Annotated in this window: 15 protein-coding genes and 2 pseudogenes; 6 read left to right on the forward strand and 11 right to left on the reverse strand. The window is 68.5% G+C overall.

The window, feature by feature from the left end; translation table 11 throughout:
- Positions 1–1,113 carry a sensor histidine kinase gene (locus ACIQ9E_RS06685; protein ID WP_403703004.1) on the forward strand — a complete coding sequence of 371 codons (1,113 nt, stop codon included), beginning with the start codon at positions 1–3 and terminating at the stop codon, positions 1,111–1,113.
- A gap of 226 nt (positions 1,114–1,339) precedes the next feature.
- Here the strand turns inward: ACIQ9E_RS06685 and ACIQ9E_RS06690 are convergent, their stop codons facing one another.
- From ACIQ9E_RS06690 to ACIQ9E_RS06705, 4 genes are all read right to left on the reverse strand, one after another.
- Positions 1,340–2,341: an NAD-dependent epimerase/dehydratase family protein gene (locus ACIQ9E_RS06690; protein WP_403703007.1), complete on the reverse strand. Its 1,002-nt coding sequence runs from the start codon at positions 2,339–2,341 to the stop codon at positions 1,340–1,342.
- A gap of 102 nt (positions 2,342–2,443) precedes the next feature.
- Positions 2,444–3,322 carry an aldo/keto reductase gene (locus ACIQ9E_RS06695; protein WP_403703010.1) on the reverse strand — a complete coding sequence of 293 codons (879 nt, stop codon included), beginning with the start codon at positions 3,320–3,322 and terminating at the stop codon, positions 2,444–2,446.
- A 1,161-nt stretch (positions 3,323–4,483) separates the two neighbouring features.
- Positions 4,484–5,101: a DUF4241 domain-containing protein gene (locus tag ACIQ9E_RS06700; RefSeq protein ID WP_403703013.1), complete on the reverse strand. Its 618-nt coding sequence runs from the start codon at positions 5,099–5,101 to the stop codon at positions 4,484–4,486.
- Between the two features lie 400 nt (positions 5,102–5,501).
- On the reverse strand, positions 5,502–6,050 hold the full coding sequence (locus ACIQ9E_RS06705) for a hypothetical protein (protein WP_403703016.1): 549 nt from the start codon (positions 6,048–6,050) through the stop codon (positions 5,502–5,504).
- 93 nt (positions 6,051–6,143) lie between these two features.
- On the opposite strand from ACIQ9E_RS06705, the pseudogene ACIQ9E_RS06710 reads away from it, so the two are divergent.
- A pseudogene (locus tag ACIQ9E_RS06710) lies at positions 6,144–6,433 on the forward strand (transposase family protein); the annotation flags it as partial.
- An 842-nt stretch (positions 6,434–7,275) separates the two neighbouring features.
- On the opposite strand, the gene ACIQ9E_RS06715 reads toward ACIQ9E_RS06710, so the two are convergent.
- Positions 7,276–7,527: a hypothetical protein gene (locus ACIQ9E_RS06715; RefSeq protein ID WP_403703019.1), complete on the reverse strand. Its 252-nt coding sequence runs from the start codon at positions 7,525–7,527 to the stop codon at positions 7,276–7,278.
- A gap of 214 nt (positions 7,528–7,741) precedes the next feature.
- On the opposite strand from ACIQ9E_RS06715, the gene ACIQ9E_RS06720 reads away from it, so the two are divergent.
- The 3 genes from ACIQ9E_RS06720 (at position 7,742) to ACIQ9E_RS06730 (ending at position 9,845) form a co-directional block, all read left to right on the forward strand.
- A complete protein-coding gene (locus ACIQ9E_RS06720) occupies positions 7,742–8,266 on the forward strand; it encodes a hypothetical protein (RefSeq protein WP_403703022.1) in 525 nt (174 codons plus the stop codon).
- The gene (locus ACIQ9E_RS06725; protein WP_403703025.1) at positions 8,263–8,889 is read left to right on the forward strand and encodes an SMI1/KNR4 family protein; all 627 of its coding nucleotides are present in this window, start codon (positions 8,263–8,265) and stop codon (positions 8,887–8,889) included. The genes ACIQ9E_RS06720 and ACIQ9E_RS06725 overlap by 4 nt, the downstream gene beginning before the upstream one ends.
- A 428-nt stretch (positions 8,890–9,317) precedes the next feature.
- On the forward strand, positions 9,318–9,845 hold the full coding sequence (locus ACIQ9E_RS06730) for a hypothetical protein (protein WP_403703028.1): 528 nt from the start codon (positions 9,318–9,320) through the stop codon (positions 9,843–9,845).
- A gap of 10 nt (positions 9,846–9,855) precedes the next feature.
- Here the strand turns inward: ACIQ9E_RS06730 and ACIQ9E_RS06735 are convergent, their stop codons facing one another.
- The 5 genes and pseudogenes from ACIQ9E_RS06735 to ACIQ9E_RS06755 form a co-directional block, all read right to left on the reverse strand.
- A complete protein-coding gene (locus tag ACIQ9E_RS06735; RefSeq protein WP_403703031.1) occupies positions 9,856–10,047 on the reverse strand; it encodes a hypothetical protein in 192 nt (63 codons plus the stop codon).
- A complete protein-coding gene (locus ACIQ9E_RS06740) occupies positions 10,044–10,148 on the reverse strand; it encodes a transposase (RefSeq protein WP_403703034.1) in 105 nt (34 codons plus the stop codon). Before ACIQ9E_RS06740 ends, ACIQ9E_RS06735 begins: the two co-directional genes overlap by 4 nt.
- Positions 10,149–10,293: 145 nt before the next feature.
- Complete coding sequence (locus ACIQ9E_RS06745) at positions 10,294–10,860, reverse strand: transposase (RefSeq protein WP_403703037.1); 567 nt, start codon at positions 10,858–10,860, stop codon at positions 10,294–10,296.
- Positions 10,857–11,237 (reverse strand): winged helix-turn-helix domain-containing protein, encoded by a 381-nt coding sequence (locus tag ACIQ9E_RS06750; RefSeq protein WP_403704017.1) that lies wholly within the window; start codon positions 11,235–11,237, stop codon positions 10,857–10,859. The genes ACIQ9E_RS06745 and ACIQ9E_RS06750 overlap by 4 nt, the downstream gene beginning before the upstream one ends.
- 33 nt (positions 11,238–11,270) lie before the next feature.
- A pseudogene (locus ACIQ9E_RS06755) lies at positions 11,271–11,384 on the reverse strand (hypothetical protein); the annotation flags it as partial.
- Between the two features lie 313 nt (positions 11,385–11,697).
- On the opposite strand from ACIQ9E_RS06755, the gene ACIQ9E_RS06760 reads away from it, so the two are divergent.
- On the forward strand, positions 11,698–12,243 hold the full coding sequence (locus ACIQ9E_RS06760; protein WP_403703040.1) for a hypothetical protein: 546 nt from the start codon (positions 11,698–11,700) through the stop codon (positions 12,241–12,243).
- Here the strand turns inward: ACIQ9E_RS06760 and ACIQ9E_RS06765 are convergent.
- Positions 12,225–12,809, reverse strand: coding sequence for a YrhB domain-containing protein (locus tag ACIQ9E_RS06765; RefSeq protein ID WP_403703043.1), 585 nt, complete (start codon positions 12,807–12,809; stop codon positions 12,225–12,227). The two genes, ACIQ9E_RS06760 and ACIQ9E_RS06765, sit on opposite strands and share 19 nt — an antisense overlap.
- Between the last annotated feature and the right edge of the window lie 130 nt (positions 12,810–12,939).

Raw genomic sequence — 12,939 nt, forward strand, 5'->3', positions numbered from 1 at the left:
GTGCGCGACACCCTTCTCATCGCCGGGTACGCCTTCGCCGGGGCCGCCTTCTCCGGTCTGGTCGGCGCGGGTGTGCTGCGGCTGATCCGCCGCCGCTCGCTGATCGCGTCCCTGACCGTGGTCGCGGCGGTCGGAGTGGTCGCCATGCTCCTGGGAACCCTGGCCGTGGCGTGGGCGATGTTCCTCTCCCCCCACGATCTGACCGTGGTCACCACGGTCGTGGCCATGGCAGCCGCGGTCTCGCTGGGAACCGCTGTGCTGCTGGGGCGCCGGGTCGCCGCCCGCAGCCGTGCCCTGGCCGTCGCCGCCCGCTCGTTCGGCGACGGCGGCGCCTTCGCCGCGCCCGAGGGACCGGTCACGGCCGAACTCGACGCCCTCAGCCTCGAACTGGCCGCCACCAGCGCCCGCCTCGCCGAGTCCCGGGCACGCGAAAGGGCGCTGGAGACCTCCCGCCGGGAACTCGTGGCCTGGATCTCGCACGATCTGCGCACCCCGCTCGCGGGCCTGCGGGCCATGGCTGAGGCGCTGGAGGACGGCGTCGCCACCGACCCGCCCCGCTACCTCGCACAGATCCGTACCGAGGTCGAACGACTCGACGACATGGTCGGCGACCTCTTCGAACTCTCCCGTATCCATGCGGGCACCCTGCCCCTGGCCCTGGCCCGGATCTCCCTGTACGACCTGGTCGACGACGCGCTCGCGGGCGCCGGGCCACTCGCCCGACGGCACGGCGTCAGGCTGGTGGGCGAGCAGGTCGAACCCGTCCCCGTGGAGGTCGACGGCCGGGAGATGAGCCGGGTGCTCGGCAACCTCCTCGTCAACGCCATCCGGCGCACTCCGGCGGACGGCACCGTCGCCGTGGCCGCCGTCCGCGTCACGGGCGGCGAGGTCGTCCTGTCGGTGACGGACGGCTGCGGCGGGATCCGCCCGGAGGACCTTCCACGGGTCTTCGACACCGGCTGGCGCGGCAGCGACGCGCGGACGCCTCCGTCGGGCGCGGGCCTGGGCCTCGCCATCGTGCGGGGCATCGTGGAGGCGCACCAAGGCCGGTCCAGGGTGCGGAACATTCCGGGCGGCTGCCGCTTCGAAGTCATCCTGCCGGCAGCGCCCTGAACACCCGGGAGACGCACCGCGGGGCGGCCGGGGCGGCGCGGTGCCCACCGACGGCGTCCCCGTAACGGGCCCCGTCGCGGTGCCCACCGGCGGTGTTCCCGTAACGGAACCCCGTAACGGAACCCCCGTCGCGGATCGCGAGCGGACCGCCCGCGGAACGCCCGGCGCGATCGGGCCGGGCGCCGACCCCTCGGCCCTGCCATGGGGCTCGGGTCCGCTGCCCGCCTCAGTCGCCGCGCATGGCGTCCGTGGCGAACTCCCGGATCCCCGCTTCGAACCCGGTCCGCGGCGCCCATCCCAGCTCCGCCCGCAGCCGGGACGAGTCCGCGACGATATGCCGTACGTCCCCGAGCCGGAACTCGCCTGTGACGACCGGCGCGGGCCCGCCGTACGCGACGGCCAGCGCCCGCGCCATCTCTCCGACGCCGTGCGGCTCACCGCTGCCGGTGTTGAACACTCTGAGCACCCCCGGGGCCGAATCCGCCTCCAAGGCGGCAACATTGGCCGTGGCCACGTCCCGTACATGGACGAAGTCCCGCAACTGCCCCCCGTCCTCGAAGACGCGTGGGGAGTCCCCCCTGGCGAGGGCCGAACGGAAGAAGGAGGCGACCCCCGCGTACGGGGTGTCCCTGGGCATCCGGGGCCCGTACACATTGTGGTAGCGCAGTGATACCGCCGACCCGTCCGTCGACCGGGCCCAGGCGGCGGCCAGGTGTTCCTGGGCAAGCTTGGTCGTCGCGTACACATTCCGTGGATCGGCCGGTGCGTCCTCGCCGACCAGCGCCGGAACCAGTCCCTCCCCGCACACCGGGCACAACGGCTCGAAGCGTCCTGCCAGCAGATCCCCGGCGGCCCTCGGCCCCGGCCGCACGACCCCGTGGACCGCGCACTCGTAACGCCCCTCCCCGTAGACGACCATCGAGCCCGCGAGCACGAGCCGGCGCACCCCTGCCCCGGCCATGGCCGCCAGCAGTACCGCGGTCCCGAGGTCGTTGTGCGAGACGTACGCCGCCGCGTCGACGACACCGTTTCCGAGACCGACCATGGCCGCCTGGTGACAGACCGCGTCGACCCCGACGAGCGCGCGCGTCACTTCGCCGGGGTCACGCACGTCGGCGGCCGGATCCTGCCGGATGTCGTACACCACCGCTTCGTGCCCGCGCGCCCGCAGGGCGTCGACGACATGGGACCCGATGAACCCGGCACCGCCGGTGACCATTACGCGCACCCTCCTACGCTAGGGGCAGTCCCGCCCCGCCGCCGGTGGCAACGCTCCGTGTCACCGTTTCGTCAGGCGCGGGCCGTCGTCGGTGCTCGTGCTCCTTGCCGGTCAGGGCTCCAGCGGGGTGTCGCCGAGTTCCCGGTAGGCGGCGTCGTCGAGAGTCACCTGGGCGGCTCGGACGTTCTCCTCCAGATGGGACACCCGGGAGGTGCCCGGGATGGGCAGTACGACGGGAGAGCGGCGCAGCAGCCAGGCCAGGGCGAGCTGGGAGGGGCTCGCGCCGTGGGTCTTCGCCAGGGTGTCGAGCGGGCCGCCTTCGCGTGCCAGCCGCCCGGTGGCCATCGGGAACCAGGGAATGAAGCCCAGGTTCTCCCGTTCGGCGTAGTCCAGTACGTCCTCGGCACCGCGGTCGGCGAGGTTGTACAGGTTCTGCACGGAGACGATGTCCGCGATCGCACGGGCTTCGTCGATCTGCGGGACCGTCACTTCGGAGAGCCCGATATGGCGGATCTTGCCCTCCTCCTGGAGCCGGCGCAGCTCGCCGATCTGGTCGGCCAGGGGCACCTTGGGGTCGATGCGGTGGAGCTGGTAGAGGTCGATGCGCTCGACGCCCAGGTGGCGCAGGCTCAGTTCGGCCTGCTGCCGCAGATACTCGGGCCGGCCCAGCGGCTCCCAGCGGTCCGGGCCGGGGCGAGTGAATCCGCCCTTGGTGGCGATGGCCAGGTCCGCGGGGTAGGGGTGCAGTGCCCTGTGGATGAGCTGTTCGCTGACGAAGGGGCCGTAGGAGTCGGCCGTGTCGATGAAGTTCACGCCCAGCTCGACGGCTCGGCGCAGAACGCGCACGGCCTCGCCGGGATCCCCCGGCGGACCCCACACGCCCGCTCCGGTGAGCTGCATCGCTCCGTATCCGAGCCGGTTGACGGGCAGGTCGCCGCCGATCCGGTAGGTTCCGGATGCGTCCGCGGGACGCTGTTCTTCCTGGGTCATGAGCTACCTCTCGCTATGGGGTCGCCGTCCGGCAGTGCCGGGTTCGCGCGGTTACCGTCGGGCGACGGTTCCTTGTACGGCGGTGCCCGCACGGCCCCGGGGGCGGTGTCGGTGTCACGGTAGTAGGCGTGGCCACGAGGTTGCAGGAACCCGGATCGCCGAGCCGCTGGAGCCCGCCCGGTCAAAAGCTTCCGGCAGGGCCGCAGGGTCAGGGTCTCGTCGTCGAACGAGACGGCGGCGACCTTGCCCGCGAGTTCGGCTCGTTCCTCAACATCCCGCGGTCACTCTTTGGAGTGATTGCAGGGTATGAGGCGGCCTTCCTCGTGACCGCAGCGGCTGTTCTGCCACGTAAGCAAGAGCACCCCGGACCGTCACCCCGTCGGTCTTCTCGATAGAACCGCTGCCGAAGCGGACCCATAGCGAGTAGGCGCCGACTTCGCGGGCGAAGGTCCGCTTCTGCGCGGATGCCGGGTTGGGCCGGGAGTCGGGCCCCGACCGCGAGGGCGGGGAAGCCGGGCAGCTAAACCACGACGTCCAGCCCGCCCGAACCTGCCCTTGCCGTCCGGGACAACCGGCATCCACAGCTCTCGGTAGACACGAGCGTACTTCGCGGTCGGACCGATCACACCGTCCCGGAAGAAGGTCACCGCCCGGGGCAGGCTCCGGGTAACCTCGGCAGTGCCCGGCGGGCGGTGACCGTTCGCCCGGTCCCGCGCGGCGGCCGCGGCGGCGCGCTGAGACCAGTCGGCCAGGACGTTGCCGAGCATGATTGCCACGCCCTCAAGGTCTTTCTCCGGCACCGGGCGCGGCCCTCGCCCGGTGGGCATGTCACACCCGGGTACCCCGACCAAAGATCACATGGGCACTTCGCGAAGCCGCCCCACGACGGACCGGTGGCAATGCCGCGGGGCTCTTGCGCCCACAACCACCACCGCTGCCGCACCACACTCAACGGACACCCGGCCATCCATCGCGTCAACAACGTCGCCGGCCAATGCATCCAGGCTGTCCTGAGCAGACGAATGGCCCCCGCCTCGGCGGGGGCTGTTCGCTTGCATGCACTGGCATCGGTCTCGCAGCGTCTCGGTATTACCGCCGGTCAGAGACATCCCCTGAGATCAGAGCGGGCGGGTGAAGGAGGCTGTAGACCAGGAGGCAGCCCTATTCCCAGGGGTCCGGGTAGATACACGTGTGCCGGTCGACGGATTCCACGCGGGGGACCACTGCCACCGTGGCGATGTCACCCCGGGCGGTGCGGCCCAGCCAGACGGTCGTCACGCCTTCGGCCACCGCCACGGTTACCAGGTCCGCGCCGGTTGCCGGGTCGTGGACGGCCTCCACCCCGCTCGGGAGGCGGATCGTGTCCCGGGGCCCCCGGGGGAACGGCGTTTCCCAGAACCTGCGGAACGGTTCGGTAAGGGACTCCCACGACGGGGCGTCCGCGAAGCAGCCGATCCCCGTATCGGTGCCGAACTCCGCGATTCCGCGCTCCGGTGTGTCGCCGGACTGTGGTCCCACCCCCAGGCCCATCTCCCAGCCGGTCACAAGCTCGTCGCGGATGACGAGGCGACAGCCGGCTGACTCCCGGCCCTCGAACGCCTCGTCCATGAAGACGTACGGCGCCCTCGTCCACGCCTCCTCCATCCGGTGGGCGCCCGGTGGGATCCTCTCGGCCAGCTCCAGCCACTCCTCCCCGGGGAAGGGACAGCCCACCGCCAGCCGTCCACTGGGAACACGGACCGCCGTCACGAAGGTCACCTCGTGCACGACAACCGACACGCCCGGATAACCCTCCCGCATCCCCAAACGGGTACCCGGAGTGAAGGCCGCATCCAGATACGCCGCCATCCGCGGCCCGGCCGCCAGCCGACAACGATCAACAGACCCCACCCCACCAGCCCCCTTTCCCTTGTATTCGACCCTGCACGGCCCATGGTGACAGCCCGGCCAACGTGACAGCGCGAGGGGAGGACCACCCGGCCTCGACGAGAACCGCAGCAGGACGAACTGCCCGAAGTCCTGCAACCCTGAGCTGGGGTGTTGCGACGGCCACGGGACAGGAAGATGGAGGGCGGGGCGGTCAGGTCGGGGTGTCCCGGCCAGTGTCCTCCGGATAACAGTGCAGCACGACGCGTATCAACGACACCGTGAAGGCTGTCCTATTGATCTTTTCGTAAGTTCATTGGGTGTGGTGGGTGGTGGCCAGGGACCGGGTGAAGTCGGCAAGTGTGCGGAAGTCGTTCTCCCGTAGGCCGATCCTTGGGTTGACGTGGTGCAGGAGCCCGGGCCCTTGGTGGTGGGCAGTCACGTAGGTCTGATCCAGCTCGCTCTGCTCGTCGTCCACCCAGGCGAAAGGACGGCCACCTGCGTAGGCCACCAGCGGCCCGGTCTTCCAGTGGACTCCGTCAGGGCGTTCTCGGAGCAGGGCGTCGCCGAAGTCCACAAAGGGAAGTTCCGGAAGGCACAGGACCGGTCCGATCCACCGGTTGGCGTCGTCCATCCATGAAGTGGCCCAGCACAGCTCGAAGCCGAGCTCGAGCAGGGTTCGTCCGTGCTCCGGGTTGAGCCGGACCCGCAGGGGCCGTCTGGACGAGAGGCCTCTGTCGTCCTGATGGGCGTCGTTCCGGGGGACTCTGAGCGTGGTGTAGCCGTCGGGGCGCCTCGCCGGCTGGGCCGCGTATGGGTTGAGCGGTCCGTCCACGTCGAGGAACAGTAGTGGTCGGTTCACGGTATCCCCCGGTCTTGCGCACTGCGGACTGCCCCGATCAGCGTAACTGCGGGATTGCCTCAGCATGGGACCGGCCCGAGTGATGATCATGATGTGGCGAGCGTGATAACGGCATCGAGGCCATCCTGGACAGCCCCGTTCGCGGGCTGAGCCCGCGCTGCTTCGGCAAACTGCTGACCACGCTCCGGCGCGATGGAGCAGATCTGGTCCACCGAGGCCGGCCATGGAGGCTGCCGCTGGAGGACCGGGTGCTGCTGGTCGCGATCTACTGGCGCACCAATCTGACGTTACGGCAACCCGCTCCGCAGTTCGGCTTCTCGAAGTCCACGGCCGGCCGGGTCATCAACCACCTCGGAACCCTGCTCGCACTCCACCACCGCAAGCACAATGGCAATGCACCGCTGGACTTCCGAGGTGCTGTGCCGAAGTGGGCGACCCCGGGCCCCTGGGGTCCCGCCGCGTGACGCAGCGGGACCCCAGGGAGCTCTATCGGAAAGGCCGATGGCTACCCCGTCACCGCCGTACGAGAGTAGATCTCATCCGGCTCCGGGAATTCGACGACGGGAGCCAGGAGGAGCTCTTCGGATTCTCCGTAGTAGTAATGGAGACCGAACCTACCCGGCCCGGAGAATCCGCACCGCCCCGCCGGGTAGGTGATGGAGACCCAGGTGTCCTTGCCTGCAGGCATGCGATCCACTCCCCAGGAGAACTCACACATTCCATCGGGCTCGCCTTCCTTGCGGGCACCGCTGACCTGGAGCTGAGCCTCCTTGGATATCAGGCCGCTGCCACCTTCCCTGAATTCGATTTGGGCCCCATCGGGATTGCTCCAGGAGCCCACCAATTGACGCTCCGCCGGAACGGGGAGGTCGTCCCTCTCACCGCATCCCGCCAACCCGACCACCAGGATCGCGCAGAGGGTACCGCCAAGCAGCCTGCTTCGGTGTTCAGTAGGGCGCATAGACTTCCTCGATCCAGTTGATCTTCACCAATGCGCCCTGCTGCCCGTCCGGGTAGAACCGCTTGGCGGTGCCAGAGAGCCCCTGCCTGACGGGGTTGCTGCTTCCCTTGTTGTAACCGTCCTTCGACAGGCTACGGTGGCAGAGCCCACGGTCATCCTATTGGAGATCTCAACCTTCACCTGCCCGACGACTCCGCCGTCGTGCGAATCTGCCAGTGCGAACAAGAAACATTTAGGCAAGGGCCAACTGCTTGAGCGGCCAGGTCACTGCCCTGAACGGTCCGGTGCGCAGTGCTGGCAGAAGCCGCCGTTGAACCCGTCCCCGGCTGCATGCGCATAGGAGTCCAGCGCCCGCAGGGCGTTCCATGCCTTCGCCGCCCACACCCGGGCCCGCTCCGCTTCGTCCAGTTCAAGTGCCCTGCTCTTGTCCACCGTGACCCGAAGGCCTTCGAAAGTGTCCAGCCGCTCCCACAGCTCCTCGAACGATTCCATCCAGAACGCCGGGCGGCTGCTCAATGACGACGGCGTCGTCGTAACGGCCTTCCTCACGAAGCCGGCAGCGCAGTGCGAGCCGAGCAGCGAAGCCCCTCTGTGGGTCAAACGCCAAGCTCAAAACCAACACCCCTTCCCCCGCCGATGAGAATCAGATTCGGACGTCGTCACGTTGTCGCCCTACCCTGGGCTGTTCCTCCGTGGGGAACTGGCCGAATCCAAGAGGACGGGGTGGGCATTGGAGAAGATGACGTCTTCCGGGCGGCGGGCACATCCGGACGGGGTTGAGTTTCCGGCGGTCCGTGTGCAGGTGGCTGCTGTCCTGAAGTCGCTGGCAGATTCCCGACACCAGCAGCACGTCTGGGCCGACAGAGCCCAGGGTCCCGGCGATGCGGTGGACGATCTCACGATGGTGGTGAACGTCCTCGACGACGCCCGCGTTCTGGAGAACCCGGAACAGACCGTTGGCGAGGTTCTCCGGGACGAACACGAGGCCGCTGCCCTGCGTGAACTGGCAGAGCTGCTTGACGTACTGATCGACATGCTGGGTGATGCGCCCGATGCCGACTACATGGCATCGCCTCGCTGGCCCGCGATAGTGCGAGCGGCCCGGACGGCTCGTGAGCGCATGCGACACACGGATGACCAACGTTCAGGTGTCCGGAGCCGGAGCGCTCAGAAAGAGCACTGTGTGATTCGGCAGTCCCCCACCGGAGGGTCCACCAGCGGATCGCGCAACTGCCCGAAGTGGACTGGCCCATGACCGGCGGAGACCATCTGGCGAAGGTCCTCGCGATGCTCGGTGAGCCCATCGCCGAGCCCGCGGCGGCCGCCGACTGGCGGCGGGCGGAGGCGGCGGCCGGGGCGGCGCTGCCCGAGGACTACCGGATCATCATGGACCGGTACGCCCCGGTCCGGCTCAACCACCACCTCTATCTGCCGCGCCCCGGCCGGGCGCGGTGGAACCTGGAGAAGTGGATCGAGGAGACCATCACGGCCTGGAATGATGTGGACTGGTCCGGGGACGACTGGTACGACGACGAGGCGGGAGTCGATCCCCGGCTGGTCCTGGGCAGCGACACCCTCATCTTCGGCGGGCCCGGCGGGCTGATTCCGCTGCTGGGCAGTGACCGGGGGGAGACGGTGTTCTTCGCCCCCGGTGCCGCCGGGGGAGCGGACGGGCAGATCTTCGCGGAAGGCGGTGACGGTGACTTCCACCACCACCCCGTGTCCTTCGCGGAGTGGCTGTACGGATATCTGATCGGAGCGAACATGACCGGCCCGTACAGCGGGATCCTCTATGAGGGCCCGGTGCAGTTCGCATTGCTGCCGGACGGTCCGGGTGATCCGGAGCGGATCCACTACGGGCCCGACCGGGGCATGTAGGGCCTCCGTTCGCCGTCGACCGCCGCCCGGGGCCGGGAGGACCACTCCCGGCCCCGGGCGGCGGTGGGGCGCGACGGCCGCGATCCGGTCGTTTTCAAAGCGCTGATCGCCGAGCGGGCCTGAAAGCGCCCGGCCACCAGCGGCGCGCTGCGCGAGCGGGTGGGCTGCCATCGCCCCCCGACCTCACCGGGCACATGGCGACGATCGGATACGAGACGCAGACCAGTGAGCCGACCCTGCGCACGGACTCCGCGGGCTGGGCGACGAAGGCCCGCATGGAGACATCACGGATCATCGCCGCCGCCAACCAGGCGGCGGAAAGCAGGGGGTGCCCACGAGTCGCAGGGCATGGAGGTGAACTGCTGAGTGACGAACAAGAAGACGAGCCGGACGGTGTGCTCGTCCGAGATTTATGAGAAGTGATGCCAATGTCCAGTTCCTTCAGTCGTCTTCTCGGTGATCGCCAGCGGTTTCGGTCCGCATCTTCCGCGTCATGGCGTGCCATTGAGGAATGGGTCGGGGAGGAGCTTCCTCACGACTACCGGGAGTTGGTAGACGGGTACGGCGACGCGGTTCTCGCTGGACACCTCTATCTGCCGCACCCGGAAGGCAGCGAGCCACTGCTCGGCTTCATGGAAGATCACCAGGGTGGCCACCACACGGTCTACCGGGAGGAAGACGTGGCCCGCATGCCCGATAGCGTCAGCGCGGTGTGGAGCCGAATCGTCCCGTGGGCCTACCACGACTGGAACGGAGACGAGTGTCTGCTCCTCCCTCCCACCGGGAAGGCCGGATGGCAGGTCGCGGTGTCCTTCCGCCAGTACCCCGGAGTCACACCGGTGCCCGGTGGCACCACCGAATTTATCGAAGGGATCCTCTCGGAGGACCGGATGCCCCGGGGATGGCCCAAGGGCAGGCCTGCGTGGAAGTCGATCGAGGACTCTCCGCTCATCTGAGAGGCAGTCCTCAGCGCGACCTTGCGAGGGCATGGACCGTCCGGCTCGCCGGCCGGGGCCCCCTTTGACGGGCGCCGGCGGCGTGCTGGTGTGCACGGACGATCGTGGAGTCGACGGCAACAACCCAGTCCAGGTCGCCCTCGACGTCGGCCTGGGCGAGCAGGGCGGCGAAGACGTGGTCCCACGTGCGTCGATCGCTCACATCCGCAGCCGGCTGTAGGCGCCCTTCCACGACCCGTACCGCTCGGGCAGGTCCATCCACGACGTCCCGGTGCGGTACTTGAACGCGATCGCGTCGATCACCTGCCGGTGATCACGCTACCGGCCACCGCGCCTCGGCGTCCGGTCAGGCAGCAACGGCTCGATCCGTGCCCACTGCGCATCAGCCAACGACACACATCAACCAACGATCCGGTGATCGATAAGAAACGGCCTACTGATCTTTTGGTTAGTTCTGTGGGTGTAGTGGGTGGATGGTCAGCCCGGTGTGGGCGATGAATGACCATGGCAGTTGTGGGTTGTGGTTGATGCGGTGGATGCCCTCTTCGGTGGCGTCGGCGAGGTGGTCGCCGGCGAGGTTGGCGAGTTCGCGTTTCTTGAGTGAGGACCACAGCAGTTCCACCGGGTTCAGCTCGGGAGCGTAGGCGGGCAGCCGTTCCAGGGTGAGCCAGTCCTCCCCGGCGACCCAGGCCCGCGTCGCCCGGCTCCAGTGCGCGGACAGGCCGTCCCGGACCAGGACCACCCGCTCACCGCGGTAAAACACCTTCATCTGCTCCAGGACCTCGATGAGCCCGGCGGTGTCGTAGCTGCCGGGCCTGAGGTGGAAGCACAGACGGGCCCCGCGGGCGGGGTCGGTGGAGTAGTAGCCCAGCGCGGCGGCCATCGACGCGCGCTTCCAGTTCAGCCGGTGCCTCAGCAGCGGGGTCCGACCCCGGGGAGCGTAGGTACGGCGGACCTGCGGCAGCAGGGAGACACCCGATTCGTCGAGGAAAACGATCCAGGCACGTGTGTTCACGGCCCCTCTTTGATGCGCGGCCACTCGTGCGCGATCCAGCGGGCGAACTCCGACTCGTCCCGCTCGACCGCCCGACGCTCCGGCCGCTGCAGACTCCACCCGAGCCGGCCGGTCAGCAACCGCCACACCGACGCCCTCGCCAGCACCACCCCCGTCACCCGCTCCACGACGGCGCCGACCCGCTCCAGAGTCCACAGGTCAGCCTCGAACCCGTGCGCCTGAGCACCTTGCTCCAGCGCGGTCCGCACCCGCTCGACCTGGCCGTTGTCCAGCTGGGGCGGACGGCCGGTGGCCGAACGCCGGCGCAGGGCGGCAGCGCCGCCCTCCTCCCACACCCGCTTCCACCACCGTACGCTCTCGTCTCTGACTTCCAGCATCCGTGCAAGATCTCGCATGAATCGGTGGCACTCAGGACTTCGCATGCGCAGCAAGCTGCCGCCAAGCTTCAGATAACGCCGCTCGGGCGTGACATAGCGGCGAACCAGAGCCAGCAACTCGGCATCGTCACGAGGATCGCGTATCACACGGCTGATCCTGCCTTGCCGGTGCAAAACGAGGCCATCCCATTCTTGCCTCCTCGTCCGCCGCCGCCGCCACCGCCACCGCCACCGCCACCGCCACCGCCACCGCCACCGCCACCGCCACCGCCACCGCCACCAGCGCGACGGACTGAACGAGATTCGTCAAGCGGGACTGGACCGGGCCGCATCAGCAGCCCGCGAAGGGACAGCTGAGAAGTCGGTTTCCCTCGGGGGTGAGCCCCGACATCATGGTCGTCGGTATGTCCATACGCCAGATGGGCGAGTGCGGCGGGTGTCTGGAGACGGGCAGGCGGATTTGGCGGAGCTGTGGCAGCAGCGTTGGCCCAGTTGCCCTCCAGTTGGGTACAAGCTTCGTGACCCGTACCGGGATGTCTGGGTACGTTTTCACAGCCTGCCGGAGTCGAAGCGGTATCCCGAGGACGAGAGCGAGTACACCATCGTCCTGGAGCGTTACAACACCGTCCTCGATGAGTTGTTCGCTGGTGCGGACGTGTACGTCATCACTCCGACCTGGACGACTGAAGCCGTGGTTCCGTCAGTGAAACCCGGAACGGGGTATTGGCAGAGCCTGCTGGCGGAGGACGATCCCGACCCTGAGTTCCGCACGTACTGCCACCTCTTAGCCGCCCACCGGCCCTGGCACGGTGGCTGCGTCGACGACTTGCTCCGAGATACCGCCGACGACAAGGTGGCCGGAATCCTCATCACCGATACCCGCATGCAGCGCATCCACCACCCCTACGACGGTGGCGCCGACGTCTTCCTCACCACATCCGACGAGCGGAACCAGATGCGCGATCGGAATACCGACTGGCTCTCCCGTCACCCCTCGGGTCTCTGACCGGCTCGGATCGCCGCCCCGCTCAGAATCGTCTCCACTGCAAGTACCGGGTTGAGGGACTCCACGAGCACTCTGGTGGCGACAGCCACGAGACGCGCGGGCACATCACCATCCAGCAAGGCGCTCACATATTCGATGGCCTCCGCAGGCGAAAACATCGGCAGCCTCTGGCGCAATGTCCGCACAGCGTGCACGCGTCCGCGCGCAGCGGCAACTTCGCACAGCGTATCGTGTAGATCGTCTACCGCGGTGCGCACCGGCAGCCCACGTATCCGGACTCGATAGTCGGCCTCCCACTCCCCGGTTACCGCAGAGACGACGCCGACCCGGTGAAGTCCACCGTCGACACGGTCGACCAGATAAGGCCCGTGACCGGCCAGCATGAACTCCGGGTTCCGGGTGCGCACGAACTCCTCGGAGGTCCAGGAGACGATCCACACCAGCTCGTGCTCCTCGACGTCGACCACAGCCATCCGCATCGCGTCCACACTCGCAGCCCGCCACTGCCGATAGTCGCGCTCCAGCTGCTCCTCGACAGCCTGAACGGCAGCCTCTCGCTCGATCACGCATGCAGCTTCCCGCGCCAACCCCCCTCTCGACCAGCGAATTTGCACGACCCCGGGGGTACGTACGAGCCGTCTGACGGACCTTCTCGGCCAGGAATACGACAGCAACGGAACAAGCGCTCTGCGCCAA

This window comes from Streptomyces sp. NPDC094448 (assembly GCF_044763775.1).
In the GTDB taxonomy this organism is placed as follows: domain Bacteria; phylum Actinomycetota; class Actinomycetes; order Streptomycetales; family Streptomycetaceae; genus Streptomyces.

Bases quoted from the DNA above. Each gene is read 5' to 3' on its own strand.
- ACIQ9E_RS06695 (WP_403703010.1), bottom strand. From the start codon at position 3,322: ATGACCCAGGAAGAACAGCGTCCCGCGGACGCATCCGGAACCTACCGG.
- ACIQ9E_RS06725 (WP_403703025.1), top strand. From the start codon at position 8,263: ATGACCGGCGGAGACCATCTGGCGAAGGTCCTCGCGATGCTCGGTGAG.
- ACIQ9E_RS06730 (WP_403703028.1), top strand. From the start codon at position 9,318: ATGTCCAGTTCCTTCAGTCGTCTTCTCGGTGATCGCCAGCGGTTTCGG.
- ACIQ9E_RS06750 (WP_403704017.1), bottom strand. From the start codon at position 11,237: ATGCTGGAAGTCAGAGACGAGAGCGTACGGTGGTGGAAGCGGGTGTGG.